At 71.3% G+C, this 26,674-nt stretch carries 28 protein-coding genes and 1 pseudogene; 16 read left to right on the plus strand and 13 right to left on the minus strand.

The features are described 5' to 3' along the window. Positions 1-2: 2 nt before the first annotated feature. The 5 genes from ACFWYW_RS35030 to ACFWYW_RS35050 form a co-directional block, all read right to left on the minus strand. Positions 3-779 carry a MauE/DoxX family redox-associated membrane protein gene (locus tag ACFWYW_RS35030; protein WP_379612932.1) on the minus strand — a complete coding sequence of 259 codons (777 nt, stop codon included), beginning with the start codon at positions 777-779 and terminating at the stop codon, positions 3-5. A 9-nt stretch (positions 780-788) separates the two neighbouring features. Next, the gene (locus tag ACFWYW_RS35035) at positions 789-1,385 is read right to left on the minus strand and encodes a cell wall protein (RefSeq protein WP_379612931.1); all 597 of its coding nucleotides are present in this window, start codon (positions 1,383-1,385) and stop codon (positions 789-791) included. 11 nt (positions 1,386-1,396) lie between these two features. Then, positions 1,397-1,843 carry a hypothetical protein gene (locus ACFWYW_RS35040; protein WP_379612930.1) on the minus strand — a complete coding sequence of 149 codons (447 nt, stop codon included), beginning with the start codon at positions 1,841-1,843 and terminating at the stop codon, positions 1,397-1,399. A 170-nt stretch (positions 1,844-2,013) separates the two neighbouring features. Next, positions 2,014-2,493, minus strand: a complete 480-nt coding sequence (locus ACFWYW_RS35045) for a Uma2 family endonuclease (protein WP_379612929.1) — start codon at positions 2,491-2,493, stop codon at positions 2,014-2,016. Positions 2,494-2,512: 19 nt separating this feature from the next. Then, the gene (locus ACFWYW_RS35050) at positions 2,513-3,124 is read right to left on the minus strand and encodes a hypothetical protein (protein ID WP_379612928.1); all 612 of its coding nucleotides are present in this window, start codon (positions 3,122-3,124) and stop codon (positions 2,513-2,515) included. 220 nt (positions 3,125-3,344) lie between these two features. Here ACFWYW_RS35050 and ACFWYW_RS35055 point away from each other — a divergent pair, with 220 nt between their 5' ends. The 3 genes from ACFWYW_RS35055 (at position 3,345) to ACFWYW_RS35065 (ending at position 6,086) form a co-directional block, all read left to right on the plus strand. Then, on the plus strand, positions 3,345-4,160 hold the full coding sequence (locus ACFWYW_RS35055; protein ID WP_379612927.1) for a glucose 1-dehydrogenase: 816 nt from the start codon (positions 3,345-3,347) through the stop codon (positions 4,158-4,160). A 202-nt stretch (positions 4,161-4,362) separates the two neighbouring features. After that, the gene (locus tag ACFWYW_RS35060; protein WP_379612926.1) at positions 4,363-5,283 is read left to right on the plus strand and encodes an alpha/beta hydrolase; all 921 of its coding nucleotides are present in this window, start codon (positions 4,363-4,365) and stop codon (positions 5,281-5,283) included. A gap of 8 nt (positions 5,284-5,291) precedes the next feature. Then, positions 5,292-6,086, plus strand: coding sequence for an alpha/beta fold hydrolase (locus ACFWYW_RS35065; protein ID WP_379612925.1), 795 nt, complete (start codon positions 5,292-5,294; stop codon positions 6,084-6,086). Here ACFWYW_RS35065 and ACFWYW_RS35070 read toward each other — a convergent pair. From ACFWYW_RS35070 to ACFWYW_RS35085, 4 genes and pseudogenes are all read right to left on the minus strand, one after another. Then, the gene (locus ACFWYW_RS35070) at positions 6,075-6,662 is read right to left on the minus strand and encodes a DUF4126 domain-containing protein (RefSeq protein ID WP_379612924.1); all 588 of its coding nucleotides are present in this window, start codon (positions 6,660-6,662) and stop codon (positions 6,075-6,077) included. The genes ACFWYW_RS35065 and ACFWYW_RS35070 overlap by 12 nt on opposite strands. Before the next feature lie 28 nt (positions 6,663-6,690). Next, a complete protein-coding gene (locus ACFWYW_RS35075; protein ID WP_379612923.1) occupies positions 6,691-6,858 on the minus strand; it encodes a hypothetical protein in 168 nt (55 codons plus the stop codon). 79 nt (positions 6,859-6,937) lie between these two features. Then, positions 6,938-7,138, minus strand: a pseudogene (locus ACFWYW_RS35080) (SAM-dependent methyltransferase); the annotation flags it as partial. A 21-nt stretch (positions 7,139-7,159) separates the two neighbouring features. After that, the gene (locus tag ACFWYW_RS35085; protein WP_379612922.1) at positions 7,160-8,059 is read right to left on the minus strand and encodes a phosphotransferase; all 900 of its coding nucleotides are present in this window, start codon (positions 8,057-8,059) and stop codon (positions 7,160-7,162) included. 142 nt (positions 8,060-8,201) lie between these two features. Here ACFWYW_RS35085 and ACFWYW_RS35090 point away from each other — a divergent pair, with 142 nt between their 5' ends. Next, the gene (locus ACFWYW_RS35090) at positions 8,202-10,529 is read left to right on the plus strand and encodes an FAD-dependent oxidoreductase (protein ID WP_379612921.1); all 2,328 of its coding nucleotides are present in this window, start codon (positions 8,202-8,204) and stop codon (positions 10,527-10,529) included. On the opposite strand, the gene ACFWYW_RS35095 is transcribed toward ACFWYW_RS35090, so the two are convergent. From ACFWYW_RS35095 to ACFWYW_RS35110, 4 genes are all read right to left on the minus strand, one after another. Beyond that, entirely contained in the window at positions 10,526-11,260 is a 735-nt protein-coding gene (locus tag ACFWYW_RS35095; protein ID WP_379612920.1) for a GntR family transcriptional regulator, read from the minus strand. The genes ACFWYW_RS35090 and ACFWYW_RS35095 overlap by 4 nt on opposite strands. A 4-nt stretch (positions 11,261-11,264) precedes the next feature. Further along, the gene (locus tag ACFWYW_RS35100) at positions 11,265-12,377 is read right to left on the minus strand and encodes an NAD(P)H-dependent flavin oxidoreductase (protein ID WP_379612919.1); all 1,113 of its coding nucleotides are present in this window, start codon (positions 12,375-12,377) and stop codon (positions 11,265-11,267) included. Between the two features lie 33 nt (positions 12,378-12,410). Beyond that, positions 12,411-13,118: an MgtC/SapB family protein gene (locus ACFWYW_RS35105; RefSeq protein WP_379612918.1), complete on the minus strand. Its 708-nt coding sequence runs from the start codon at positions 13,116-13,118 to the stop codon at positions 12,411-12,413. 89 nt (positions 13,119-13,207) lie between these two features. Next, a complete protein-coding gene (locus ACFWYW_RS35110; protein ID WP_379612917.1) occupies positions 13,208-13,873 on the minus strand; it encodes an acyltransferase in 666 nt (221 codons plus the stop codon). A 110-nt stretch (positions 13,874-13,983) separates the two neighbouring features. On the opposite strand from ACFWYW_RS35110, the gene ACFWYW_RS35115 reads away from it, so the two are divergent. From ACFWYW_RS35115 to der, 12 genes are all read left to right on the plus strand, one after another. Beyond that, positions 13,984-15,645 carry a CTP synthase gene (locus ACFWYW_RS35115; protein WP_379612916.1) on the plus strand — a complete coding sequence of 554 codons (1,662 nt, stop codon included), beginning with the start codon at positions 13,984-13,986 and terminating at the stop codon, positions 15,643-15,645. Then, entirely contained in the window at positions 15,642-16,238 is a 597-nt protein-coding gene (locus ACFWYW_RS35120; RefSeq protein WP_379612915.1) for an NUDIX domain-containing protein, read from the plus strand. The genes ACFWYW_RS35115 and ACFWYW_RS35120 overlap by 4 nt, the downstream gene beginning before the upstream one ends. A 6-nt stretch (positions 16,239-16,244) precedes the next feature. Then, on the plus strand, positions 16,245-17,150 hold the full coding sequence (locus ACFWYW_RS35125; protein ID WP_379612914.1) for a site-specific tyrosine recombinase XerD: 906 nt from the start codon (positions 16,245-16,247) through the stop codon (positions 17,148-17,150). A 116-nt stretch (positions 17,151-17,266) separates the two neighbouring features. After that, positions 17,267-18,208, plus strand: a complete 942-nt coding sequence (locus ACFWYW_RS35130) for a ParA family protein (protein ID WP_379612913.1) — start codon at positions 17,267-17,269, stop codon at positions 18,206-18,208. Continuing rightward, a complete protein-coding gene (locus ACFWYW_RS35135; RefSeq protein WP_379612912.1) occupies positions 18,205-19,023 on the plus strand; it encodes a segregation and condensation protein A in 819 nt (272 codons plus the stop codon). Before ACFWYW_RS35130 ends, ACFWYW_RS35135 begins: the two co-directional genes overlap by 4 nt. Positions 19,024-19,462: 439 nt before the next feature. Then, positions 19,463-20,029, plus strand: a complete 567-nt coding sequence (gene scpB / locus ACFWYW_RS35140) for an SMC-Scp complex subunit ScpB (RefSeq protein ID WP_379612996.1) — start codon at positions 19,463-19,465, stop codon at positions 20,027-20,029. Then, positions 20,026-21,468, plus strand: a complete 1,443-nt coding sequence (locus tag ACFWYW_RS35145) for a pseudouridine synthase (RefSeq protein WP_379641167.1) — start codon at positions 20,026-20,028, stop codon at positions 21,466-21,468. Before scpB ends, ACFWYW_RS35145 begins: the two co-directional genes overlap by 4 nt. A 71-nt stretch (positions 21,469-21,539) precedes the next feature. Next, positions 21,540-21,899: a chorismate mutase gene (gene aroH, locus ACFWYW_RS35150; RefSeq protein WP_379612910.1), complete on the plus strand. Its 360-nt coding sequence runs from the start codon at positions 21,540-21,542 to the stop codon at positions 21,897-21,899. After that, positions 21,896-22,972 carry a prephenate dehydrogenase gene (locus ACFWYW_RS35155; protein WP_379612909.1) on the plus strand — a complete coding sequence of 359 codons (1,077 nt, stop codon included), beginning with the start codon at positions 21,896-21,898 and terminating at the stop codon, positions 22,970-22,972. The genes aroH and ACFWYW_RS35155 overlap by 4 nt, the downstream gene beginning before the upstream one ends. A gap of 122 nt (positions 22,973-23,094) precedes the next feature. Continuing rightward, positions 23,095-24,237: an NAD(P)/FAD-dependent oxidoreductase gene (locus ACFWYW_RS35160; RefSeq protein ID WP_379612908.1), complete on the plus strand. Its 1,143-nt coding sequence runs from the start codon at positions 23,095-23,097 to the stop codon at positions 24,235-24,237. A 100-nt stretch (positions 24,238-24,337) separates the two neighbouring features. Continuing rightward, entirely contained in the window at positions 24,338-25,021 is a 684-nt protein-coding gene (gene cmk / locus ACFWYW_RS35165; RefSeq protein WP_379612995.1) for a (d)CMP kinase, read from the plus strand. Between the two features lie 38 nt (positions 25,022-25,059). After that, entirely contained in the window at positions 25,060-26,466 is a 1,407-nt protein-coding gene (gene der / locus ACFWYW_RS35170; protein WP_379612907.1) for a ribosome biogenesis GTPase Der, read from the plus strand. Positions 26,467-26,674 lie beyond the last annotated feature (208 nt).

Below are 26,674 nucleotides of genomic sequence, written 5' to 3' on the forward strand. Positions count from 1 at the left end.
CATCACCCGAGGGCGGGTTCTTCGACGAGGGCGACGCGCACGTCCGCGGGGGCGCCGCCGTACAGGGGGATGGAGAAGACCGCGGTACGGCCCCGCGCCGCATAACTCGCAAACCGCAGCCCGTCCTCATCCCAGAAGTCCTGGATGTCCGAGGACAGGTGGGCGGCGGCCGTGCAGTAGGCGGGGCTGCGATAGAGCAGCCTTAGCGAGGTCTCCAGCGGGATCAGCCCCGGCTCGCGTACGGCCAGCGGACGCGTCAGCCGTACCAGGAGCTGCCGTGACGGTGTGAGCCAGTGACGGTCGAGTTCGGGGGAGAGGGCCAGCAGGGCGAGGGCCTCGGCGCCGGCTATCACGAGCGCGAGCGGCTCGACCGGGTACGGCCCGGCCGTCACCGCCAGCACGCTCATGGCCAGCAGAAGCCCGGCGCGGGCGAACGAACGCCACTCGACCGGCCGGCCGTGGGCGCCCAGGCAGCCGCAGGACGAATCGGGGACGGCGATCGCGGAGTAGGCCAGGTAGGCGAGGAAGCCGGTGGACAGGGCGGCGGCGGCCGTACCCTCCCAGGGAGAGGACGGCGGCGCGAGCAGGACGCCCGCCACCGCGAGCTCGGCCACCGCCACCAGACGGAGCAGAGGGACCGCGCGCGCCGGGCCGGACAACCGGGCCAGCGCCGTCCGCCCGGCCTGCGACCGCATCCGACGGCTGAGCAGTTTCATCAGGGCCGCCCAGACCAGGAAGGCGGCGATCACGTAAGGCTGCAGCGCGGCGATCCCTTGCATCACACGCTCCTAGTGCGGGGAGAAGACGGTGGCGATGTCGACTTCGTTGGTGTCGGGCCGCCAGGCGCCCAGGACCTGGACGTGCTGGCCGACGCGCAGGAGCGACAGGTCGGCCGACGGCGGCGCGTCGGAGTGGACGGCCACGGACCTGCCGGGTACGACGTGGCAGAGCACGTCCTTGCCGTTGTGGTCGAGGTGGATCTTCTCGCTGGTGATGTTCCTGACGTGGCCCTTGATGTTGACGATGTTGAGCCACACGGACTCGGCGGCGAGCATGCCGTCGGGCATGCGGACGCCTCTGGCGTAGAGGCCGTCGCCGGGCCTGGCCTGGTCGAAGCCGACCGGGCCGAGCTTCCACAGGCTCGTCCCGTCGACGACCCTGATCTGGTGGAAGACCATGTTCGAGCCGAGCACGATCAGGGTGTTGTCCTTGACGGCCCGGATGCGGCCTTCGGCGAAGTCGGGGTCGGGGACGCCGGGTTCCGGCTGATCCGGTGCGGCGGCGAAGGCCGCCTCGGGGCCGAGCGAACCCATCGCGGTGGCGGCCACGACCGTGGCGCCGCCGCCCAGGAGCGCGGATTTGAGCATCTGCCTGCGCGTGGTCATCCTCAGCTCCCTCAGGCCGTCGAGATCTCGCACGGGCGCAGGCCCGTGGACAGGCTGGCGATCCTGGAGTAGGCCGCCGGGGTGAGGTCGATCAGCCGGTTGCTGGCGCAGGTGGCGCCGCAGCAGCTGCGCTCACCGCAGAACAGGTCGGTCTGCGGGCCGCAGTCGGCGATGGTGGTGACGATGCTGCCGCCGCCGCACAAGGACGTGGTCCGGTGGCGGAACCCGCAGGTCCGGCGGGACAGGGCGTCGCCGCAGCGGTCGGGACGGGTGATGTTCCAGCAGGCGTCGGAGGTGTTGGGCCAGGCGTGCTGCAGGCTGCCGGAGTTGCAGGTGCCGCAGGCACCCTTGCCGGTGGAACTGCAGGGTCCCCAGGCGTTCCCGCAGCAGAACCACGAGACTTCGCCTTGGACCGGGCCGAGTAAGTCGATGGGGTCAGTGGGCGTGCTGCGCACCATGCGCGTCCTCCTTGGGGGGTGGATGGGGGAGGCGGTGCAGCGCTGCGTTGAAACTTTCCGACTCGATCTATCAATAGCATGTAAGGAAGTTTCGTCAACGCCCAAAAATGCGGGTGCGCTTCAGATGAGCTTGGTGTAGTCGAGATGGATGCCCGTCGGGACATAGGCCTTCACGGCCGGTTCGAGCTCGAAGGTGTAGGCGACCGCTGCGCCGTCTTCCTCTTCGATGCGCCAGAAGAACCTGATCCCGGCGTCGGCGTACTTGCTCGGCTTGGTGGTCCGGTCCAGTTCCTCGGACGCTTTGGAAACGACTTGTGGACCTCGTCGGGCGAGTAGGACGTCCGGTGTGGCTGCGATGCGGCCGTTCGTGACACCGCCATGACGTCGGCCTCGGGGCGTTGCCGCTCGCCCAGTGTCACGGTCATCTCGCGTGCGACTGCCAGGTGGTGCGGCGGCCTGATGCCCGAGGCTCGGTCGATCAAGAGATTGACCACGTAGGCGTGGAAGTTGGTCTGCGGTGACCTCGTGAAGTGGGATCCGTCGATCAGATCGACATGCTTGGGCGCGTCGGGAGGGAGGTGGTCGAGCATGTCGGCGGTCCAGCCCTCCCGAGGGCCCGGATGGAACCAGTCGGGCAGCACGGTGGCCATGATCTCACGGAGAGTGATGTCAGGAGGGCTCTTGGCGGTTCTGGATGGTCTTGCGGTAGAGGTCGTCGATCTCGTCCAGCGGGTCGGTGAAGGGGGCCGGGCGGCGGGCCTCGATCTCCAGGTCGGTGCGGGAGGAGAGGTCGTCGATGCCGCCCGAGGCGTGTTGCACCTGCGTGCGCATGAGGTCGGCGCGGATGCGGGCGCACATGGCCGTGAGCTTGGCCTGGTGTTCGCGCAGGCGTTCGGCCGTGACGTGGTCGACGACCGAGGAGATGCGCAGCTGCTGGGCGTAGATGCCCAGTTGCTGGTCCTGGACCTCGGCCTGCTTGGCCAGCTCGGCCATCAGGTGGGGAAGGTCGCCCAGGCCCCAGCCCGACGCGTGCGCCTGGTCGATCGCCTGGCGGGTCAGCCCGACCTCGCGGCGCAGGTCGAGGCGGAGGCGCTCGATCTCGGCCGCCTCGCCGGTGCCCATCGCGTTGACGTGGGCGCTGAGCCGGGTCGTCGCCTTCTTGGCGGATTTGGCCGCCTTCTTGCCCAGCTTGACCATGAAAAAGATCGCCACCCCGCCGAGCACCAGGATCAGCAGGAAGACGACAAGCAGAATCGCGAAGATCGTTTCGATCGGAGGCACCTCCCGTGCACTGAGCATAGTCCGCCGAATCGGCCGGCATGAGGCTCAGCCAGATCGCGTTCCGCTGCGTTCTTATCGCTCTGACCAACGCCGGATGGGGCTCAGGTAGTTCCATCCCGAGCGGATTCGGCACAGGACAGTGAACCGAGCAAGCTCTTGATTGTGTCAGGGGCCTGTGGTTCAGTGCGTCCATTGTCCCGGGCCGCTTGAGGAGCCGCGCATGCTCGACGGGAAGGTCGTCGTCGTCACCGGGGGAGCGCGCGGCATGGGCGCCGCCACCGCCCGCCGTTGCGCCGCCGCGGGCGCTCGCGTGATCGTCACGGACGTCCTTGCCGAGGAGGGTACGGCTACCGCCAAGGAAATCGGCGGCCGCTTCCTGCCCCACGACGTCACCAGCGAGGCCGACTGGGCCCGCGTCATGGACGAGACCGGCCCCTTCCACGGCCTGGTGAACAACGCCGGAATCGTCTCCACCCAGCCGATCGAGCAGACGACGCTGGACGACTTCGAGCGGGTGCTGAACGTCAACCTGACCGGGGTCTTCCTCGGCCTGCGGGCCGCCGTCGGGCCCATGCGGGCGGCGGGCGGCGGCGCCATCGTCAACCTGTCGTCGGTGGCGGGACTGTTCGCGTTGCCCGGTACCTCCGGGTACGGCGCCTCCAAATGGGGCGTACGCGGGCTCACGAAGATCGCGGCGCTGGAGTTCTCGCCCGCCCGGATCCGGGTCAACTCCGTGCATCCCGGGATGATCGTCACGCCCATGACCGAGCAGTTCGGGGCCACGCCGGCGGAGGGCGCGTTCCCGCTGGCGGCCAGCGGGCGGTGGGGCACGCCCGAGGAGGTGGCCGAGGCCGTCGCGTTCCTGCTGTCGGACGCGGCCTCCTACATCACCGGCGCCGAACTCGCCGTGGACGGCGGCTGGACCGCCGGAGAAGTCGCCCTGATCACCCGGCCGCCCATCCCCACGCCACCGGCGGCATCCACGACGTTCGCGACACCTCCAGAGCCGGGCCCCGCCGCGCCGCCGGGGGTCTGACGTGGGTGAAGGGCCGCGCGGGTGCCGGGTGCGGGGATCCGACGTGCCGAAAGCCCCGCCTTCGCGACCTCTGGCACACGGAGCCGGTGATCCCGCCGCCGCTGTGGTGATCAGGCAGGGGGTCTGGCGTGGTGACAGATGCGGTGGTGGCCCCGGGGCGGCGGTCGCGGGGCTGGTGTGGTGAGGCTTGAGGAGGTACGGCGTGGCCGTTGACGAGAGCACGCGGGTGGTCATCGACGTGCTGACCGGCGTCTTTCCGAAGATCGGCACCGAGGTGTTCGACGCCGCCGAAGCCCGGCGCATCCTGGCCCGTGCGCCCGCCATGGCGGCGGAGCCGTACCCGGTCGGCGGGGTTGAGGATCGGATGGCGGGTGAGGTGCCCGTGCGGGTCTACCGGCCCGAGGGGGACGGGCCGCATCCCGTGGTCGTGTACTTCCACGGCGGTGGTTTCACGCTGTGCACGCTCGACACCCACGACGGCGTCTGCCGGACGCTCTGCGCGGGCGCGCGGGCGGTCGTGGTGTCGGTGGACTACCGGCTCGCGCCCGAGCATCCCTATCCGGCCGCCGTGGAGGACGCCTACGCGGCGACCGCCTGGGTGCATGAGCACGCGGCGGAGCTGGGCGGGGACGCGGCGCGGATCGCGGTGGCCGGTGACAGCGCGGGCGGGAACCTGGCCGCGGTCACCTGCCTCAAGGCGCGTGACTCGGGGCAGGGGCCGCCGATCCGGTTCCAGTTGCTCGTGTATCCGGTGACCGACTCGGCGATGGACACGCCGTCGCACGACGAGAACGGTGAGGGATATTTCCTGACCAATGCGCATATGCGGTGGTACTGGGACAACTACCAGCCGGACCTGGCCCGCCGGGCCGAGCCGTATTGCTCGCCCATCAGGGCTGACGCGCACGGGCTGCCGCCCGCGATGGTGATCACCGCCGAGCACGACCCGCTGCGCGACGAGGGCGAGGCCTACGCCGACAAGCTGCGCGCGGCCGGTGGCGAGGCGCGGACGTTGCGGTTCGAGGGCATGTTCCACGGCTTCTTCGGCATGGACGCCTTCCTGCCGGCCGCCAAGTCCGCCTCCGAGCACGCCTGCGCGGCGCTGCGCGAAGGCCTGAGGTAGGGAGGCGCATGCCGTACGCGCGGGTCGCCGAGGACGTCCGGCTCTTCTACACCGACGACGGCGCCGGAGAGGCGACGCCGTTGCTCCTGGTGCACGGCTGGGGCGCCGACTCGCACCAATGGTCCTGGCACCTCGACGCCCTGGCCGCCGGGCGCCGGGTGATCGCCGTTGACCTGCGCGGCCACGGCTACTCCTCCGTGCCCGCCGAGGACAACACGCCCCGCCGCATGGCCGAAGACCTCGCCGCGCTGCTGGCCGCGCTCGGCGTCGCGAAGGTCGTCGCGATCGGCCACTCGATGGGCGGCCAGATCGTCTCCATCCTCGCCGTCGAGCATCCCGGCCTGGTCGAGCGGCTGGTCGCGGTCGATCCGGGGTACGGCATCGCGCCCGAGGTGGCCGGGATGTTCCCCCGGACGATCGCCGCCCTGCGCTCGGAACACGCACACGAGGCGGCCGTCGAGATCGACCGCTGGTGCACGAACCGGCGTACCCCCGCGCTCATCCGCCGCTGGCACCGGCGCCGCCTGTACGGCATGCCGCCGCACGTGCTGGCCCAGGCGTTCGAGGCGATGTTCGCGCTGGAGGACTCGATCGGCGTACGGCCCGCCTCCGACGCCTACCTGGCGCGAAGGGCCTGCCCGGTGCTGTCGCTGTGGTGCGACCCGAACCAGGCGGCCTGGGAGGAGGGGCTGCTCAAGCACCCGGACTCGAAGGTCGTCGTCTGGGAGGGCGCCGGCCACCGCCTGCACGAGGAGCGGCCTGACGACTTCGTCGCGCTCGTGCTCGGCTGGCTAGCCGGGTGAGCGGTTGCGGCGGCGGCGCCGTACCTTTCTGATCACCCACCACGCGAGCAGGGCCAGCCCGATGAGCAGGACGATCACCAGCAGCGGGATGAAGATCGCCACGAGGCTCACGCCGAGCGAGCCGGCGTCCTCGACGGTGCTCATCACGGGCGCGCCGACCCCGCCGGTGCCGACGTTGACGACCGGGCGGGCCGTGGCCTTCAGCGCGTGTACGGCCAGCGCCACCAGGATGCCGAGCACCCAGCTGAGCCACGGGTTCTCGGTGAGCCAGGTGGAGTTGTCGAGCTCGGCCGCGGCCGAGGTGGCGCTGAACACCACGCCGCCGGAGGCCGGCCGGACCGCCGTCTGGATCATGTCGTTGACGCTGTCCACGGCCGGGATCTTGTCGAGCACCACCTCGGCCAGCAGCAGCACGGCAAGCACCGCCAGCACGCCCCAGTTCGACAGCCACGCGTAGCCGTCGGGCAGCTTCACGCGGTCGGTGAAGTTGGCCAGCACCCCGACCACGAGCAGCGGGATGTAGGCGTTGAGCCCGGCGGCCGTCGACAGACCCAGGCCGGTGAGCGTGGCGAACATGACACCAACCTAGCCCGCCCGCCCGGCGTCAGGTCACCTCGGCGACACCTCCGTGTATCCGCAGGTCGATCAGGGGCTCCGCCTCCTGCGGCCGCGCCCGGACCACCTCGCCGCCGAGGGCGGCTACGGTCGCGGCCGGATCGCGCACGTCGCCCGCCACGATGCGGAAGGGGCCACCCTGGTCGTAGGCGAGCACGACCGGGTCGTTGCCGACGCCGCCACCACCGCGTCCGGCCGCACCCGGCGGGCGACGGCGCCGACGTCGGGCGGGGTGGGATGCCGGTGCCGAGGTCGACGATCTGGGCGACGTGGCGGGCGCAGTGGGTCACGGCGCGGCGCATGAACCTGCGGTTGGCCCAGGCCAGGTCCCTGCCTTCGGGGAAGACCCGCATGACGTGCTCGGCGGCCCGGCGGTCGGCCTCGTAGTCGTCCTTGCCGCCGAGCACGTGGTCGCAGACCCGCGCGGGCGAGGGCAGAGCCGGCTCATCGCCGCATGGTCAGTCGGGGCGGGTGGCCTCGTCCAGGAGTGTGGGCAGGGCGGGGCCGGTGAACTCGGCCATCGCGCGCTCGTACTTCTCCATGCCCCACGACCAGAAGTCGAAGTCGATGGACTCGTTGGCGCCGTCCTGGATGGCGGCCCACAGCGTCCAGCCGTACTTGGACATGAGGCCGAGCAGCCGCGCCCGTGCGATGCGGTTGCGCAGGCGGCGGCCGTAGTAGGCGGTGACGAGCTCCTCCAGCTGCTCCAGCGACAGGTCGGACTCGCTCCAGATGTTGCCCAGCTCGAAGCAGGCGTCGTTGTTGCCCGAGTACTCGTAGTCGATGAGCCACAGGCGCTCGCCGTCGTCGATGAAGTTGCCGGGCAGGAGATCGTTGTTGCAGGGGACGGTCCCCTCGTCACGGACCTTCAACGCTTCACGGATCTGCGCCACATGAGGCTCGAAATCCCGATATTTCGCAGGGAGGCGGAAATTTCGGGATTGGACGATCTTCAGGTATCCCTTCTGGATCTCGAACATGTCGAAGTCCCGGGAGAAGCGCGGCCCGGTGTGCAGCCTCTGGCACGCCTCGGCCACTCGCGGCAGGTTCGCCGAGTCCCGCAGGTCCGCCTCGGTGAACGTCCGCCCCGGCAGGTACCCCACCACCAGCACCCCGAGCTCCCGCAGATAGGCGTGGACCGGCGCCCCGACCCCCGCCCGCTCGGCCGCGATCGAGTTGGCGTGCTCGGCGTCCCTGTCGATGCCCAGCAGCCCGCCCTCGCTGGCCGGCACCCTGACCACGTACGCCGCGCCCGGCACGCTCACCTTGTAGTTGCGGTTGGTGAGCCCCCCGGGAAGCTCTTCGACGGTACGCGGCAGGCCCGCCAGCAGGGGAATACGGTCGAGAACCTCGTCCATGGGCGCTCTCCTCGTCAAGATTGACCGGCGATGCTAGCACCGTGCCCCCACCTCCGATCGTGCCTCACGCACCCGCGACACGCGCTCGATCGACCAGGAAACGGTCTAGACCTTTTACGGCCAGCCGGTTAGCGTCGCGAGCATGAGCGACTCGGCCCGGATCGTGATCATCGGCGGTGGCGTCGGCGGCGCCAGCGTGGCCTACCACCTGACCGAACTCGGCGAACGCGACGTCCTGGTCCTCGACCGCGACGAACTGACCAGCGGCTCCACCTTCCACTCCGCCGGACTCGTCGGCCAGTTGCGCGCCGACCCCACCCTGACCCGCATGAACCAGTACTCGGTCGAGCTCTACCGCAAGCTCGACGTCTGGACCGAGTGCGGCGGCATCAAGCTCGCCTCCAGCCCCGAGCGCATGGAGGAGATCCGCCGCCAGATCGGCTGGGCCCGCACGTACGGCCTGCCGCTGGAGGAGATCTCGGTGGCCGAGGCGGCCGGGTTGTTCCCCCTCATGGACCCCGAGGGCGTGGTCGGCGCCGCGTACCTGCCGACCGACGGCCAGATCGACCCCTCCCAGCTCTGCTACGCGCTGGCCGGCCTGGCCCGCGAGGGCGGCGCCACGATCCGCACCCACACCCGGGTCCTCGGCATAGACGTCGAGCGGGGCCGGGTCCGCCGGGTCCGTACCGATCGGGGCGACGTCGACTGCGAGATCGTGGTGAACTGCGGCGGAATGTTCGCCCCGGAGATCGGCCGCATGGCCGGGGTACGCGTGCCGATCATCCCGATGTCGCACCAGTACGTGGTGACGGAAGGCTTCCACGAGCACACCGGCCTGCCCACGCTGCGCGACCCGGACCTGCTCGTCTACTACCGCCAGGACGTCCAGGGCCTGGTCATGGGCGGTTACGAGCGCACCTCGGCCCCCTGGCTGGACCCGGTCCCACCGGACTTCAACGGCCGCCTGCTGCCGGAGGACTGGGACCGATTCACCGAAATTTCCGACAATGCCGCCATTCGCGTCCCCGCCCTGGGCGACGTCGGCATCCGCAAGATGATCAACGGGCCGGAGGCGTTCACCCCGGACAACGAGTTCTGCCTGGGCGAGACCGAGGTCGGCGGCTTCTACGTGGCGGCCGGCTTCTGCGCGCACGGCATCGCCGGGGCGGGCGGCATCGGCATGGTCATGGCCGAGTGGATCGTCGAGGGCGAGCCGTCCATGGACCTGTGGCACATGGACATCCGCCGCTTCGGCCGCCAGTACCGCTCACCCTCCTACACGCGCAAACGCGTCGTGGAGAACTACGAGACCTACTACGACATCCGCTACCCCGGCCACGAGCGCGCCGCCGGCCGCCCGCTGCGCACCTCGCCGGCCTACGCCTGGCACGCCGCCCACGGCGCCGTCTTCGGCGAGAAGTCGGGGTGGGAGCGGGTCAACTACTACGCGCCGAACGCGGCGGAGCCGTACCGGAAGGAAGAGGAGCCGCGCGGGTGGGCGGCGCGCGGCTGGCATCCCGCGATCGGCGCCGAGCACCGCGCCACCCGCACCGGCGCGGGACTGTTCGACGAGAGCTCGTTCGCCAAGATCGAGGTGAGCGGCCCCGACGCGGCCGGGCTGCTGGAGTGGGTCTGCGCCAACCGCGTCGCCCGCGAGCCCGGACAGGTCACCTACACACAGGCGCTCAACCGGCGCGGCGGCATCGAGTGCGACTTCACCGTCACCCGGCGCGGCGAGGAGGACTTCCTCATCGTCACCGGCACCGCGTTCGGCTCCCACGACCTCGGCTGGCTGCGCAAGCAGGCCAGGCTGCGCGGCTCGGGGGCGCGGATCACCGACGTGACCGGGCAGTACGCCTGCTTCGCCCTGTGGGGCCCGAAGGCGCGCGACATCATGGCGACGCTCACCGCCGACCCGCTGGACGCGCCGTTCATGTCCGCGCGCGAGCTGACCGTGGGCGACGTGCCGGTGCTGGCGCTGCGGGTGACGTTCGTGGGCGAGTTCGGGTGGGAGCTCTACTGCTCCAGCGAGTACGGCAGGGCGCTCTGGGACACCCTGTGGGCCGCCGGTGAGCCGTACGGGCTGATGGCCTGCGGCTACAAGGCCATCGACAGCCTGCGCCTGGAGAAGGGCTACCGGGTCTGGGGCGCCGACCTCGGCCCGGAGACGACGCCGTACGAGGCGGGCCTGGGCTTCTGCGTCAAGATGGACAAGGAGTTCCTGGGCCGCGCGGCGCTCGACCCGTCGCCGCCGCGGCGGCTGCGCCGCATCACGCTGGACGACCCGCGTGCGGTCGTGCTCGGCAACGAGCCGGTGCGCGTCGAGGGCCGGGTGGAGGGGCGCGTCACCTCGGGCGGCTACGGCTACACGCTGGGCGCCTCGCTGGCCTACGCCTACTTGAACGCCGAGCCGGGCACCGCCGTGGAGGTCGAGCTGTTCGGCGAACGCGTCACCGGCACGGTCGGCTAGGTCCGCACCGTCAGGCGGACCCGGTCGGGACGGTAGAGATCGCGGGCGTGCTCCACCGGCACGCCCGCGACCGCGTAGGCGGTGCGCTCGATGCGCATGAGCGGCGTGCCCGGCGCCACGTCCAGCTCGGCGGCCTGCTCGGGGGTGGCCACGACCGGATCCAGGTGCTCGACCGCGCGGCTGGGCGCCAGCCCGTAGCGGGCGGCCAGCAGGTCGTACAGGGAGCCGCCGAGGTCCTCCCTCAGCAAGCCCGGCAGGAGCGCCGCGGGGAAGAACGACAACTCCAGCGCCACCGGCGAGCCGCCCGCCGAGCGCACCCGGGCGATCTCGTGCACCGGCGCCGCGGGCTCCAGTTCCAGCGCCGCCGCGACCTCAGGCGGCGCCCGGCGCGTACGCGCCCGCAGCAGCCTGGCCTCGGCGGTCAGGTGGGCCCTGCGCATCCGCTCGGTGAACCCGGCCAGCCCCGTCAGGTCGCACTCGACCCGGGGCTCGGCCACGAACGCCCCGCCGCCGCGCCCCTGCGTACGGACCAGGACACCGCGCGCCTCCAGCGTCGCCAGCGCCTGCCGCAGCGTCATCCGCGACACGCCGAGCCGCGCCGCCAGGTCGCGCTCGCCCGGCAGCCGGTCGCCCGGAGCGATCTCGCCGCGCGCGATCGACTCCAGCAGCCAGCGCTCGATCTGGACGTGCGCGGGCACCCCGCCGCCCCTGGCCAGCTCGACGAACTCCACCGTTCTACTCTGACAGGCGCCGCAGCCGCTCCACCGCGTCGGCGAACTCGCTCACCATCGCGTAGACCACCTCGCGGGCCGGCCTGACCTGGTCGAGCTGGCCCACGACCTGGCCGACGAAGTAGTTGGCCAGCTCCACGGCGCCCGGCTCGCCGCGCTCGGCCGCCGCGCCGATGCGGGCCATCGCGCCCTCGGCCACCAGCATCTGCAACGGCATCCCCAGCGGACCCGGGCTCTCGGGTGCGGCGTCCCACTCCTCGGTCCACGCCGACTTCAGCTGCCTGGCCGGCTTGCCGGTGCGCGAGCGCGAACGGACGGTGTCGAGCGAGGAGGCGGCCAGCATCTTGCGCTTGACCGCCGGGGCCGTCTCGGCCTCCTCGGTGGTCAGCCAGACCGACCCGCACCACACGCCCTGCGCGCCGAGCGCCATCGCCGCGGCCATCTGGCGCCCGCCGGCGATGCCGCCGGCCGCCAGCACGGGGACCTGGCCCACGGCGTCCACGACCTGCGGCACCAGCACCATCGTGGAGATCTCGCCGGTGTGCCCGCCGGCCTCGGTGCCCTGGGCGACGATGACGTCCGCGCCCGCCGCCACCTGCCTGCGCGCGTGCTCCACGGTGCCGACCAGGGCGGCCACCGGGATGCCGTGCTCGCGGGCTCTGGCCACCATCTCGGGCGGCGGCGGTCCCAGGGCGCTGGCGATGAGGCCGATCGGGTGCTTCAGCGCCACGTCGATCAGCCCGGTCGCGCCGGCCGCCGTCACCCGGCCCGCGAACTCGTCGGCCGAGCGGATCTCCCGGCCGGAGGCGGCGGCGACGCCGTACTTGCGGAAGAGGTGCGCGACGAAGTCGCGGTGCCGTTCGGGGATGAAGGCCGCGACGTCCACGCGCGGCCCCTCGATCTTCCCGGGAACGAGCACGTCCACCCCGTACGGCCGGCCGCCCACCCGCTCGTCGATCCAGGACAGCTCGGCGTCCAGCTCGGCGGGGGAGTAGGCGATGGCGCCCAGGACGCCGAACCCGCCCGCGTTGGTGACCGCGGCCACCACGTCCCTGCAATGGCTGAAGGCGAACAACGGGAACTCCACGCCGAGCCTGTCGGCCAGTTCGGTGCGCATGCCGCGACGCTAACCCCCAGAACCTTGTTCGGTCTAGGACTCGTCCTCGTCGTCGTCATCCTCGCCCTCGACCGTCCACGACACCGACGTCACCGAGGGCTCCAGGCTGAGCCGGCTCGTGGCCGACTCGAACAGGTTCTCGTCGCGGCGCAGGCTGTCCACGATCGCGATCACCTCCACCTGGCCGCGCCGGTCCGCCTCCTGCCCCTGGAGGCTGCGCAGCCGCAGCTCAGGCCGGGTCAGCGCGTTGACGACCAGCTTGCGCACATGCGCCTGGTCGTCGTCCCAGCAGCGCACCTCGAACCGGTAGCGGGTACGGCGGGCCGCCCGCCGCCGGTCGAGGAAGCGGCCCAGCGGGCGCATCGCCGTGTTCGCGCCCACGATCAGGAAGGTCCCCGCCGTGGCCATCAGGTACATTCCCGCCCCCGCCAGCGAGCCGACCGCCGCCGCGCACCACAGGGTCGCCGCGGTGTTGAGGCCGCGGATGTTGAACCCCTCGCGCAGGATCACGCCCGCGCCGAGGAAGCCGATGCCCGAGACGATCTGCGCGGCCACGCGGGTCGGGTCGGCGGTGGCACCCTGGAAGCCGTACGCGCTGAGCAGCACGAACAGGGCCGCGCCGACGGCGACGAGCAGGTTCGTGCGCAGGCCCGCCATCCGGGCCCGCCACTGCCGCTCGATGCCGATGACGGCGCCGAGCACCGCGGCCGCGACCAGGCGCAGCAGCAGATCGATCTCCACGCCCGGTATGTCCCCCGCCGGGACGGGCGCGAGGCCGCCTTTGCCGGGTTATGAACGGTCCATGGGTGCTTCGGGCGGCCCGTGGTGGTTCAGGCGGTCGCCTGGCGGTCCAGCGAGGTGATCGCGGAGGTGCCGGGGGAGTGCCAGCCCAGCGCCGGATCGTAGCGGCGCACCAGCTTGGCCGGGATGCCCGCCACCACGCTGTGGTCGGGGAACTCGCCCCGCACCACCGCGCCGCCCGCCACCACGCACTGCCGCCCCAGCCGGGTGCCCGGCAGGATGATCGCGCCGGCGCCCAGCCACGAGCCCGAGCCGATCGAGACCGGGCTGTTCCTCGGCCACTGCCGCCCGATGGGCACCTCGGGGTCGTCGTAGACGTGGTTCTGGTCGGTGATGTACACGTACGGGCCGGTGAACACGTGGTCGCCGATGTCGATCGACTGGTGCGCCACGACGTGGCTGCCGCGCCCGATCGAGCAGCTTCCGCCGATCCGCAGGATCGAGTCCGGGCCCAGGTCCACGCCCGGACCCATGCCGCACGACAGCGAGACCCGCTCCCCGACGAGCGTTCCCTCGCCGATCTCGATCCACTGCTCGCCGAAGATCGCCCCGGGCGGGAACGCGATCGACACCCCTTGGCCCAGATGGCGGAAGCGATAGCCTGCCGGACTGGACGGGCTGATCGCGCCGGCTCTGCGCAAAGCGGCGTAGGCGCGGTGAATCAGCGCGCCCGCCGCCCGCCGTACGTGTGACATAGGGCCCAAAGTTACCGCTTGGTCATGCCGTTCGGGCATGTCGGGGGCGTTCTTTGATATCCTGAGAGCCCGTGGACACATCGACCACACCTCGAGCCACGGGAGCCCCTTTGCGCAGCGCATCGCAAACCAAGCATCTGTTCGTCACCGGCGGTGTCGCCTCCAGTCTCGGCAAGGGGCTCACGGCTTCCAGCCTCGGCCGTCTGCTCAAGGCACGCGGGCTACGGGTCACGATGCAGAAGCTCGACCCCTACCTCAACGTCGACCCCGGCACGATGAACCCGTTCCAGCACGGCGAGGTCTTCGTCACCGACGACGGCGCGGAGACCGACCTCGACGTCGGGCACTACGAGCGTTTCCTCGACACCGACCTGCACGGCTCGGCCAACGTCACCACCGGCCAGGTCTACTCCAACGTCATCGCCAAGGAGCGGCGCGGGGAGTACCTCGGCGACACCGTCCAGGTCATCCCGCACATCACCAACGAGATCAAGGACCGCATCCGCGGCATGGCCGGTCCCGACGTGGACGTGGTCATCACCGAGGTCGGCGGCACCGTGGGCGACATCGAGTCGCTGCCGTTCCTGGAGGCCGTGCGCCAGATCCGCCACGAGGTGGGCCGTGACAACGTCTTCTTCCTGCACGTCTCGCTGCTGCCGTACATCGGTCCCTCCGGCGAGCTGAAGACCAAGCCCACCCAGCACTCCGTCGCGGCGCTGCGCAGCATCGGCATCCAGCCCGACGCGATCGTGCTGCGCTCCGACCGGCCCGTGCAGACCTCCATCAAGCGCAAGATCAGCCTGATGTGCGACGTCGACGAGGACGCCGTCGTCAGCGCGGTCGACGCCGCCTCCATCTACGACATCCCCAAGGTGCTCCACACCGAGGGCCTCGACGCCTACGTCGTGCGCCGGCTCGGCCTGCCGTTCCGCGACGTGGACTGGAAGGAGTGGGAGCAGTTGCTGCGGCGCGTGCACCGCCCGGCCAAGGAGGTCACGATCGCGCTGGTCGGCAAGTACATCGACCTGCCCGACGCCTACCTGTCGGTCACCGAGGCACTGCGCGCCGGCGGCTTCGCCAACGACGCCCGCGTCAACATCCGCTGGGTCAAGTCCGACGACTGCGAGACCGACGAGGGCGCCTCCCGCGAGCTCGACGGCGTCGACGGCGTGCTCATCCCGGGCGGCTTCGGCGTACGCGGCATCGAAGGCAAGATCGGCGCCATCAAGCACGCCCGCGAGAACAAGGTGCCGCTGCTCGGCATCTGCCTCGGCATGCAGGGCATGGTCATCGAGGCCGCGCGCAACCTGGCCGGGGTCGTCGACGCCAACTCCGCCGAGTTCGACCCCGACACCAAGCACCCCGTCATCTCCACCATGGCCGACCAGGAGGACGTCGTCGCCGGCGAGCGCGACATGGGCGGCACCATGCGCCTGGGCGCCTACACCGCCAAGCTCGGCGAAGGCAGCCTGGCCAGGCAGCTCTACGGCAAGGCCAAGGCCGACGAGCGCCACCGCCACCGCTACGAGGTCAACAACTCCTACCGCGAGCAGCTGGAGAAGGTCGGCCTGGTCTTCTCCGGCCTGTCGCCCGACGGCCGCCTGGTCGAGTACACCGAGCTGCCCGCCGAGACCCACCCGTTCTTCATCGGCACCCAGGCGCACCCCGAGTTCAAGTCGCGCCCGACCCGGGCCAACCCGCTGTTCAAGGGCCTCATCGCCGCGGCCCTCGCCTTCGCCGACGGCCGCGTCTCCGCCAAGGTCGCCAAGTGAGGGACACCGCGCAGCAGTGGGACGTCGTCGCCTCCAAGAACCACTTCCAGGGCCGGGTGATCGGCCTGCGCACCGACTCCGTGCGCATGCCGGGTGACGACGTCGCCGACCGCGACTACGTCGTCCACCCCGGCTCGGTCGCCGTCCTCGCGCTCGACGAGGACAACCGGGTGCTGCTGCTGCGCCAGTACCGGCACCCGGTGCGCCACCTGTTGTGGGAGCTGCCCGCCGGCATCCGCGACGTCGAGGGCGAGCCGCTGGTCACCACCGCGGCGCGTGAGCTGGCCGAGGAGGCCGGGTACGCCGCCGACACCTGGTACACGCTGGTCGACCTGATGAGCTCGCCGGGCATGACCGACGAGCGCATCCGGGTGTTCCTGGCGCGGGGGCTGCGCCGTACCGAGATCGACTTCGAGCGCAAGCACGAAGAGACCGACATGCCGGTCGAATGGGTACCCCTCGCCGACGCCGTCGAGAAAGCGCTCATGGGAATGATCCACAATTCCCCGGCCGTGGCCGGTATCCTCGCCGCGTACGCGGCATCGGTCGAAGGGTTCGGGCTGTTGCGGCCCGCCGACGCACCTGAGGAGTGAGCTTTCGTGGAGGCGGTGCTCTCCAGCTACCTCGCCCATCTGGCGGTGGAGCGGGGTCTGGCTGTCAACACGCTCGCCTCCTACAAGCGTGACCTGCGCCGCTACGTCGACCATCTCCAGGCGCGCGGGCGCCTGGAGCTCGACCAGGTGGCCGAGGCCGACGTCCTGGCTTTTCTGTCCGCGCTGCGCGAAGGCGACGGCGAGCACCCCGCCCTCGTGGCCAGCTCGGCCGCGCGGGCGGTCTCGGCGGTACGCGGCCTGCACCGCTTCGCCCTGCGCGAGGGCGTCACCGGCCACGACCCCGCCCACCAGGTGCGCCCGCCCCGCCAGTTGCGCCGCCTGCCGAAGCCGATCACCGTCGACGAGGTCGAGCTCCTCATCGCCGCTTCCGGCCCCGAGAGCGCGCCGCTGACCCTCCGCAACCGCGCCCTCCTGGAGGTCCTGTACGGCACCGGCGCCCGCATCTCAGAAGCCGTCGGCCTGGCCGTCGACGACCTCGAAGCCGAGCAGGTACGGCTGCGCGGCAAGGGCGGCCGCACGCGCGTCGTCCCGCTGGGCCGCTATGCCCGCGAAGCCCTCGACGCCTACCTCGTCCGGGCCCGCCCCGGTCTGGTGGCCCATGGGCGGGGCACGCCCGCGTTGTTCCTGAACGCCCGGGGCGGCCGGCTGACCCGGCAGGGCGCCTGGGAGGTCCTCCAGGCCGCCGCGGAACGAGCCGGACTTGCCGGGATTTCCCCCCACGTGTTGCGCCATTCCTTCGCAACCCACCTCATCGACGGCGGCGCCGACGTTAGGGTGGTCCAGGAGCTACTCGGTCACGCCTCGGTGACCACCACCCAGGTCTACACGCTGGTGACGGTCGACAGGCTCCGCGAGGTCTACGCCGCGGCGCATCCGCGTGCCCGGCAGTGATCTATAGTCTTTGCGACGTGCGGCGAGTACGGCGTGCCGCCTTGCCGCGTTAAGTGCTGACGCCATAGTGTCCGTCCGGACGGTCCGGTTCGGGATCGTCAGGGAGGTTCGAGCTGGTGACTGTGACGACCAACGGATCGACCCAGGGGAACCCCGAAAACCCCTGGGGTGACACGAAGACGGCCACGCCCACCGCCGGCGTGAACCTGGGCCCCACCCGAAGGCCGCGTCCAGTGTTCCCGGAACCAGCCCGGCGCGAGATCCACGGGCCCGCCCGCGTGGTCGCGATGGTCAACCAGAAGGGTGGCGTCGGCAAGACGACCACCACCATCAACCTGGGCGCCGCGCTCGTCGAATACGGGCTGAAGGTCCTGCTCGTCGACTTCGACCCGCAGGGCGCGCTCTCCGTCGGCCTCGGCATCAACCCCCATCAGCTCGACCTCACCGTCTACAACCTGCTGATGGACCGCAACGTCTCCGCCGAGGACGTGCTGCTGGAGACCGGCGTCGACGACCTCGACCTGCTGCCCAGCAACATCGACCTGTCCGCGGCCGAAGTCCAGCTCGTCACCGAGGTGGCCCGCGAGCAGGTGCTCGGCCGCGTGCTCAAGCCGCTGCTGCCGCACTACGACGTCTGCCTCATCGACTGCCAGCCGTCCCTGGGCCTGCTCACCGTCAACGCGCTGACCTGCGCCCACGGCGTCATGGTGCCGCTGGAGTGCGAGTTCTTCGCGCTGCGCGGCGTCGCCCTGCTCATGGACACCATCGCCAAGGTGCAGGAACGCCTCAACGACGAGCTGGAGATCGAAGGCCTGCTCGCCACCATGTACGACGCGCGTACCCTGCACGGCCGCGAGGTCCTCGCCCGGGTCGTCGAGGCCTTCGGCGACAAGGTGTTCCACACCGTGATCAACCGCACCGTCCGCTTCCCCGACGCCACCGTCGCCGGGGAGCCCATCACCACCTTCGACCCGTCCTCGCTCGGTGCCAACGCGTACCGGGAGCTCGCCCGCGAAGTGCTGTCGCGCTGGCCCGCTCCTGCGACAATGGCCAGGTGACATCGACCTCGACCGAGCAAGGCGGCTTCCAGGTCCATCTGGACGTCTTCGAGGGCCCCTTCGACCTGCTGCTCGGCCTGATCTCCAAGCACAAGCTGGACATCACCGAGGTCTCCCTGTCGAAGGTCACCGACGAGTTCATCGCTTACATCAAGTCGCGCGGGCCCGAATGGGACCTCGACCAGACCAGCCACTTCCTCCTCGTGGCGGCGACCCTGCTCGACCTCAAGGCGGCCAGACTGCTGCCGTCCGGCGAGGTGGAGGACGAAGAGGACCTCGCGCTCCTGGAAGCGCGTGACCTGCTGTTCGCCCGGTTGCTGCAGTACAAGGCGTACAAACAGGTGGCGAAGATCTTCGCCGGCAGGATGGCGGAGGAGGCGTTGCGCTTCCCGCGCATCGTGCCCATGGAGCGGGAGTTCGCCGACCTGCTGCCCGAGCTGATCCTGGGGATCGGGCCCGACCAGCTCGCCAGGATCGCGGCCAAGGCCTTCACCCCGAAGCTGCCGCCGACGGTGAGTGTCGGTCACATCTACCAACCGCTCGCCAGCGTCCGCGAGCAGGCGGCTATCCTGGTGCTTCGCCTGCGGCGGATGCGCAAGGCCACGTTCCGCGCCCTGGTCGCCGACTGCGAGGGCACGTTCGAGGTGATCGCCCGGTTCCTGGCGGTGCTGGAGTTGTTCAGGGAGTCGGCCGTGACGTTCGACCAGGTCGAACCGCTCGGCGACCTCCACGTAACCTGGACCGGAACCGACGACGGCGACATCTCGGTCGGCGACGACTACGAAGAACCCGCGGAGAAGAAGACCGATGCCTGAGCACGACACCCCGCCCGCCCCCCGCCGCTCCGCGGACCCGGACCTGCCCGCCTGGATGACGCTCCCCGGCGCCCTGTCCACCACCCCGCCCACCCCGGCACCCCGCCTGCCCGCCGACTCCGAGGACGACCGCCTCGCGACGGACCTCCCCACCGAAACGCCCACCGCCGACGACGACCCGGCCCCCGTGTCTCCGGAAGACACCACGGATCCGGCTGACGAGGCTCCGGTCCCGTCGGACTCCGGTGGTGTGGCGCCCGCCACCTCGGGCCGGGCCTCGGATCCGGAGGTTCCTGTCTCGTCGGTGTCGGACTCCGTTGGTGCCGCCTCGGATGCGGAGACCGCGGCACCTTCTGGCCGGGTTGATGAGGCTCCGGTCCAGTCGGCCGATGTGGCTTCGGGTGTGTCGGACTCGGAGTTCAGGCCGTCTTCTGGGGAGATTCCGGGGACGGGTGGCGAGGCGGGGCTGGGGTTGAAGGCTTCGCTGGAGGCGATTCTGCTGGTGGTGGATGAGCCGGTGGCCGAGGTGACGCTGGCTCAGGTGCTGGAGAGGCCGACGCAGGAGGTCGGACGGGCGCTTTCGGAACTGGCGGCGGAATACACGGCCGATCGGCGGGGTTTTGATCTGAGAGAGGTGGCGGGCGGCTGGCGTTTCTACACGCGGGCCGAGTGCGCGCCTCTGGTCGAGCGCTTCGTGCGCGACGGGCAGCAGACGCGGCTCACGCAAGCTGCTCTGGAGACTCTCGCGGTCGTGGCTTACCGGCAACCGGTGAGCCGTGCCCGCGTGGCCGCGGTACGCGGTGTGAACAGCGACGGCGTCATGCGTACGCTCGTCGCCAGGGGGCTGGTCGAAGAGGCCGGCACCGACCCGGAGAGCCAGGCAGTGCTCTACCGGACAAGCTCATACTTCCTGGAGCGTCTGGGACTGAAGGACATCGGCGAGCTACCTGAGCTTGCGCCGCTCCTCCCGGACGACGTGGAGAACCTCGAGGAGACAACGAAGTGATCAACAGGCGAAGCACCCCGTCCGGTGATGGACGCGGTCGAGGACGTTCGGGCGGCCACGCGGGCCGCGGCGGGCGTCCCGCCTTCCGCTCCGACGACCGACGCGGCGGCGGGGACCGAGACTCCCTGCGCGCCGACCGGGGCGGCTCCCGGACCCGCCCCACCAAGCCCACCGACCGCCGCGACGACCGCCGAGACGACCGCGGCGGCTACCAGGGCCGTGACGACCGTGACCGTGGCGGTTACCAGGGTCGCAGCGACGACCGTGGTGGGTATCAGCGGCGCGATGATCGTGACCGTGGCGGCTATCAGGGTCGTAGTGATGACCGTGGTGGCTTCCAGCGGCGCGATGACCGTGACCGCGGTGGGTTCCAGCGGCGTGATGACCGTGACCGTGGCGGCTACCAGCCCCGCGACGACCGGGCGGAGCGGCCGGAGCGTTCCGGGGGCGACGGGTTCCGGGCCGCTCGGGGTGGGTGGCGTGACTCCGCCCCCGGCCCCACCAGGGCACGGTACGGCAAGCGCGACGACGTCCAGACGATCGGCGGCAGCCGTACCGGCGGCAAGGCTCCCAGCGGCAGAGGGCCGCGGCGTGACGAGCGGCCGAGCAGGGGCGACAGGCCGGCGGACCGGTTCAAGACCGCCCGCCAGCCCATTCGCGACACCGCGTTCTTCGAGCCCGGCTACACCGACGAGCGGGACACCACCGAGGTCCCCGGCGGCGTCAGGCTGCAGAAGGTGCTCGCCCAGGCGGGCGTGGCCAGCCGGCGTGCCTGCGAGGAGATGATCGGCGCCGGTCGCGTGACCGTCAACGGCCAGATCGTCCGCCGCTTCGGCGCGAAGGTGGACCCAGCGGCGCAGGTCATCCATGTGGACGGCAAGCGCATCCCCACCGCCCCCGACCTCGTCTACTACGCGCTGAACAAGCCGATCGGCGTCGTGTCCACGATGGAGGACCCGCAGGGACGTCCGTGCCTGGCCGACTACGTGCAGGAGCTGGCGCCGCGGCTGTTCCACGTGGGCCGGCTGGACACCGAGACCGAGGGCCTGCTGCTGCTCACCAACGACGGCGAACTGGCCAACCGGCTGACGCACCCGAGCTACGGGGTGCAGAAGAAGTACTGGGCGAAGGTGCCGGGGCCGATCCCGCGCGACCTGGGCCGCAGGCTGCGTGAGGGCATCGAGCTGGAGGACGGCCTCGCCCGCGCCGACTCGTTCTCGATCGTGCAGGAGCACGGCCAGCAGGCGCTGGTCGAGGTGGTGCTGCACGAGGGCCGCAAGCACATCGTGCGCCGCATGCTGGAGGAGTCGGGTCACCGCGTGATCGACCTGGCGCGGATCGAGTTCGGGCCGGTCAAGCTGGGCCGGACGAAGGCGGGCACGCTCAGGGCGCTGTCGCTGGCGGAAGTCGGCGAGCTGTACGCCGCCGTCAAGATGTAACCTGGCAGCCCATACCAAGGAGCCCGTACCGCCGTGTACGGGCTCCATGCCTTATGAAGGGGACGAGCACCATGGTCCGGGCGATTCGCGGGGCGATCCAGGTCGGCGCCAACACCCGCGACGCGATCATCGAGGCGACGACGGAGCTGGTGAGCACGCTCATGGAGCGCAACCGGCTGTCGACCGACGACGTGATCAGCGTGTTGTTCACCGCGACGCCCGACCTGACGGCGGAGTTCCCCGCTCTGGCCGCGCGCAAGCTGGGCTTCCACGACGTGCCGCTCATCTGCTGCACGGAGATCGACGTGCCGGGCGCGCTGCCGCGCGTGGTACGGCTGATGGCGCACGTGGAGACCGACCGGCCACGCGGCGAGATCAGCCACGTCTACCTGCGCGGCGCCGTCGCGTTGCGTGAGGACATCGCCCAATGAAGCTCGAGACCGTCCTCATCCTCGGCACCGGCCTGGTCGGCACCTCGATCGGGCTGGCGCTGCGCCAGCGCGGCGTGAGCGTCCTGCTGGCCGACCGCGATCTCGGCGCGGTACGCCTGGCCAGGGAGATGGGCGCCGGCCAGGAATGGCATTCCGGCGAACAGGCCGACCTGGCGATCGTCGCGGTCCCCCCGGACCACGTGGCGACCGAGCTGCGCGGCCTGCAGCGGCGCGACGCCGCCCGCTTCTACACCGACGTGTCGAGCGTGAAGGCCATGCCGATCGCCAGGGCCGTCGAGCTGGGCTGCGACATGGGCCTCTACGTGGCCTCGCACCCGATGGCCGGCCGCGAGAAGGCGGGGCCGGGCGCGGCCAGGGCGGATCTGTTCCTGGGGCGGCCGTGGGCGCTGTGCCCGACGGAGGCGGCGCGGCCCGAGGCGAAGCGGGCGGTGCTGGAGCTGATCGAGCTGTGCGGCGCCAACCCGGTCGAGGTGAGCGCCGAGGAGCACGATCGCGCGGTCGCGCTGGTCTCGCACGCGCCGCACGTGGCCGCCTCGGCGGTGGCGGCCCGGCTGTCGGAGGCCTCCGACGTGGCGCTGGGCCTGGCCGGTCAGGGCGTACGGGACGTGACCAGGATCGCCGGCAGCGACCCCGGCCTGTGGCTGGGCATCCTGTCGGGCAACGCCGCGCCCGTCGCCGAAGTGCTGGAGGCGGTCTCGCGTGACCTGACCGAGGCCGCGGCGGCGCTGCGCGCGCTGGCCGGAGGCGACCAGAGCGCGGGCCCCGACGTCACGCAACTGCTCAAGCGCGGCGTCGCCGGGCACGGGCGCATCCCGGGCAAGCACGGCGGCCCGGCCGCCGCCTACGGCATCGTCCAGGTGGTCATCGGTGACCGGCCGGGGCAGCTGGCCCGGTTGTTCCAGGTGTGTGATGAGGTCGGGGTCAACGTCGAGGACGTCCGGCTGGAGCACGCTCCCGGCCTGCCCCTGGGCCTGGCGGAGGTGTCGGTGCAGCCGGACGCGGTGGCCGTCCTGCAGGAGGCTCTGCACGAGCGTGGCTGGCAGGTGCCGTAGCGCCCGCGCGGGTGCCTTACGCCCGCGCGGGTTTACGTCCGCTCAAGTGTCTCTTACGCCCGCGCAGGTGCCTCGGCGCCGGCGGATGTCACGTTCTGAGGCGGTGGATCCGTCTTCCCGGCATGACACACATCATGGTTCTGGGAGCCGGATACACCGGGATGATGGCGGCGATCCGGGTCGCGGTGAAGACCCGCCGCCACGGCGTCAGGGTGACGCTGGTCAACGCCTCGCCGCGCTTCACCGAGCGGCTGCGCATGCACCAGACGGCCGCGGGCCAGCGGCTGACCGGCCACGCCATCGACAAGGTGATCGCCGGGACGGGCATCACCTTCCTGCGTGACCGGGTCACCGGGCTCGATCCGGGACGGCGCGAGGTCACGCTCCAGAGCGGCCGCGTCGCCCGGTACGACACGCTCGTCTACGCGCTCGGCACCGTCACCGACCGCTCCACCCCCGGCGTGCGCGAGCACGCCCACGTCTTCGACGACCACGACGGCGCGGTACGGCTGGCCGACGCGCTGAAACGCCTCACCGAGGGCACGGTCGTGGTCGCCGGCGGCGGCCTGACCGGCGTCGAGTCGGCCACCGAGATCGCCGAAGCCCACCCCCACCTGCGCGTGGTCCTGCTCAGCCGGGGCGCCCCGGCCTCGATGATGGGCGACCGGGCCCGCGCCTACGTACGGCGGGCGATGGACCGCCTCGGCATCGAGGTGCGCGCGGGCGTCGAGGTGGAGAAGGTGCTGCCCGACGCGGTGGAGCTGGCCGGGGGCGAGCTCGTCGCGTCCTCGGCCACGCTGTGGACCGCGGGCACCACCGGGCTGCCGCCGGCACGGGAGTCGGGGCTGGCCGTCGACGGCCGCGGGCGCGTGGTCGTCGACGCGACGCTGCGCTCGGTCTCGCATCCCGACGTGTACGCGGTCGGGGACGCGGCGGCCGTCAGCCAGCCGTACGGGGTCATCCACGGCACCTGCCAGAGCGGCATCCCCACGGCTCTGCACGCGGCCGACGTGATCGCCGCGCGGCTGCGGGGCCGGCGGGCCAGGCCGTTCCGGTTCGGGTACTTCCACCAGCCGCTCAGCCTGGGGCGGGCCGACGGGGTCATCCAGTTCACGCGGGGCGACGACAGCCCGCGACGGGCGTACCTGACCGGGCGCTTGGCCGTCCTGTACAAGGAGACGGTCAGCAGCAGCCCGTTGCCGGGTTTCGCGCTGCTGAAGCGGGGCCTGGTGCCCGCCCGCGCGTTCCGTCTGAGCAGCGGCTGAGAAGCGAAGCTGGATCGGCGAGTGACGCGGAGGCGGTAGCCTCTTCAGGTTGAGGTAAAGCCGTGAAGAGGGAGAGACCGTGGCCGGTCTGGTCGTCGCCATGGACGGCCCTTCGGGGTCGGGCAAGTCGAGCGTGTCGCGCGGGGTGGCCCGTGCGCTGCGTCTGCGCTACCTGGACACCGGGGCGATGTACCGGGCGATGACCTGGTGGATGCTCGAACAGGGCGTCGACGTGGCCGATCCGGCCGCCGTCGCGGCGCGCTGCGGCGAGCCCGAGATCGTCAGCGGCACCGACCCGGACGGCCCGACCATCCACGTGGGCGCCACCGACGTGGCCGGGCCGATCCGCACCGGCGAGGTCACCGGCTCCGTCTCGGCGGTGGCCGCGGTGCCCGAGGTGCGGACCCGTCTGGTCGCCCTTCAGCGGGAGATCATCGGTGCCGGCGGCATCGTGGTCGAGGGCCGCGACATCGGCACGGTCGTCTGGCCGGAGGCGGCCGTCAAGATCTACCTCACCGCCAGCGCGGAGGCGCGCGCCCTGCGGCGCACCGCGGAGCTGTCGGGCACCACGGTGGAGGCGCAGCAGGCCGCCATGGCCAGGCGTGACACCCTGGACTCGACACGCAAGGCAGATCCACTGTCGATGGCGGATGGCGCCATCGAGCTCGACACCACGCCGCTGACCCTGCAAGAGGTCATCGACGCGGTGCTGAGTGTGGTCGCGCGGCACGAGGGCCCGGGCGGGCTCCGCAGCGAGCGCGACCGGGTAAACGAGCGCGCCTGACCTTCAGGTGCGGTACTCACGCGAAGGACGAGAACATCGTGAACACGGGGGACTGGGTCGAGGCTGAGTTCGACGACCTGCAGATCAGTGACCATGACGACGACAGCGGGCCGCTGCCCGTCGTGGCCATCGTCGGACGCCCGAACGTCGGCAAGTCCACGCTGGTCAACCGCATAATCGGCCGCCGCGAGGCGGTCGTGGAAGACGTGCCGGGCGTCACCCGCGACCGCGTCGCCTACGACGCCAACTGGCGCGGGCGCCGCTTCACCGTGGTCGACACCGGCGGCTGGGACCCCGACGCCACCGGCATGAACCTGCGCATCGCCGAGCAGGCCCAGGTGGCCGTTCAGCTCGCCGACGTGATCCTGTTCGTGGTCGACGCCACCGTGGGCGCCACCGACGCCGACGAGATCGTCGGCAACGTGCTGCGCCAGTCCGGCAAGCCGGTCATCCTGGCCGCCAACAAGGTCGACAACCAGCAGCTCGAGCTGGAGGCCTCCGGGTTGTGGGCGCTGGGGCTCGGCGAGCCGTACCCCGTCTCGGCTCTGCACGGGCGCTCCAGCGGCGACCTCCTCGACATCGTGCTGGACGCGCTGCCGGAGACGCCCGAGCTGAAGTTCGGCGAGCAGGGCGGCCCGCACCGGGTGGCGCTGCTCGGCAAGCCCAACGTCGGCAAGTCCTCCCTGCTCAACAAGCTCGCGGGGGAGGATCGGGTGCTGGTCGACCCGATGGCGGGCACCACCCGTGACCCGGTCGACGAGCTGATCGAGCTCGGCGGCAAGCCGTGGCGCTTCGTCGACACCGCCGGCATCCGCCGCCGCGACCGCGAGCTGCAGGGCGCCGACTTCTACGCCGCCATGCGCACCCGCGCCGCGCTGGAAAAGGCCGAGGTGGCGGTCGTGCTCATCGACGCCTCCGAGCCGCTCACCGAGCAGGACCTGCGCATCATCGGGCTGGTCATCGAGTCCGGCCGGGCCATGGTCGTGGCCTTCAACAAGTGGGACCTGGTCGACGAGGACCGGCGCTACTACCTGGAGAAGGAGATCGACCGGCAGCTCGTGCGGACCCCGTGGGCGCTGCGCGTCAACATCTCCGCCAAGACCGGCCGGCACGTCGACCGGCTCGTCCCGGCGCTGGAGAAGGCGCTCGACTCCTGGTCCACCCGGGTGCCGACGTCGCGGCTCAACGCCTTCCTCACCGAGCTGGTCCAGGCGACGCCCCCGCCCGTGCGCGGCGGCAAGCAGCCCAAGATCCTGTTCGCGACGCAGGCGTCCACCGAGCCGCCGAAGTTCGTGCTGTTCACCTCGGGCTGGCTGGAGGACACCTACCGGCGCTTCATCGAACGCCGGCTGCGCGAGGAGTTCGGCTTCGCCGGCTCACCCCTTGAGGTGACGATGAAGATCCGAGAGAAGCGCAAGAGCGGCGGGGCCCCGGCCAAGAAATGATAAGTTGACCGGCAACGCGTAGACGGAGATGAGTAGTCCGGGGACCACGCGGGTCCAGAGAGCCGCCGGCAGCTGAGAAGGCGGTCCCGCGCCCCGGGCGAAGACACTCCCGAGTGCGGGGAGGAAATGCCCCGCCGGTCTGACCCCCGTCATCGGGTCGTGGAGGCCGCCTCCTCGCGGGGCGGCGAAAGTGCGGTGGCACCGGGAG

Origin of the sequence: Nonomuraea sp. NPDC059023, from assembly GCF_042740095.1 — a bacterium.
In the GTDB taxonomy this organism is placed as follows: Bacteria; Actinomycetota; Actinomycetes; order Streptosporangiales; family Streptosporangiaceae; genus Nonomuraea.

Bases quoted from the DNA above. Each gene is read 5' to 3' on its own strand.
- ACFWYW_RS35030 (WP_379612932.1), bottom strand. From the start codon at position 779: ATGCAAGGGATCGCCGCGCTGCAGCCTTACGTGATCGCCGCCTTCCTG.
- ACFWYW_RS35035 (WP_379612931.1), bottom strand. From the start codon at position 1,385: ATGACCACGCGCAGGCAGATGCTCAAATCCGCGCTCCTGGGCGGCGGC.
- ACFWYW_RS35040 (WP_379612930.1), bottom strand. From the start codon at position 1,843: ATGGTGCGCAGCACGCCCACTGACCCCATCGACTTACTCGGCCCGGTC.
- ACFWYW_RS35045 (WP_379612929.1), bottom strand. From the start codon at position 2,493: ATGGCCACCGTGCTGCCCGACTGGTTCCATCCGGGCCCTCGGGAGGGC.
- ACFWYW_RS35055 (WP_379612927.1), top strand. From the start codon at position 3,345: ATGCTCGACGGGAAGGTCGTCGTCGTCACCGGGGGAGCGCGCGGCATG.
- ACFWYW_RS35065 (WP_379612925.1), top strand. From the start codon at position 5,292: ATGCCGTACGCGCGGGTCGCCGAGGACGTCCGGCTCTTCTACACCGAC.
- ACFWYW_RS35070 (WP_379612924.1), bottom strand. From the start codon at position 6,662: ATGTTCGCCACGCTCACCGGCCTGGGTCTGTCGACGGCCGCCGGGCTC.
- ACFWYW_RS35085 (WP_379612922.1), bottom strand. From the start codon at position 8,059: ATGGACGAGGTTCTCGACCGTATTCCCCTGCTGGCGGGCCTGCCGCGT.
- ACFWYW_RS35090 (WP_379612921.1), top strand. From the start codon at position 8,202: ATGAGCGACTCGGCCCGGATCGTGATCATCGGCGGTGGCGTCGGCGGC.
- ACFWYW_RS35100 (WP_379612919.1), bottom strand. From the start codon at position 12,377: ATGCGCACCGAACTGGCCGACAGGCTCGGCGTGGAGTTCCCGTTGTTC.
- ACFWYW_RS35110 (WP_379612917.1), bottom strand. From the start codon at position 13,873: ATGTCACACGTACGGCGGGCGGCGGGCGCGCTGATTCACCGCGCCTAC.
- aroH (WP_379612910.1), top strand. From the start codon at position 21,540: ATGGTCCGGGCGATTCGCGGGGCGATCCAGGTCGGCGCCAACACCCGC.
- ACFWYW_RS35155 (WP_379612909.1), top strand. From the start codon at position 21,896: ATGAAGCTCGAGACCGTCCTCATCCTCGGCACCGGCCTGGTCGGCACC.
- ACFWYW_RS35160 (WP_379612908.1), top strand. From the start codon at position 23,095: ATGACACACATCATGGTTCTGGGAGCCGGATACACCGGGATGATGGCG.
- cmk (WP_379612995.1), top strand. From the start codon at position 24,338: ATGGACGGCCCTTCGGGGTCGGGCAAGTCGAGCGTGTCGCGCGGGGTG.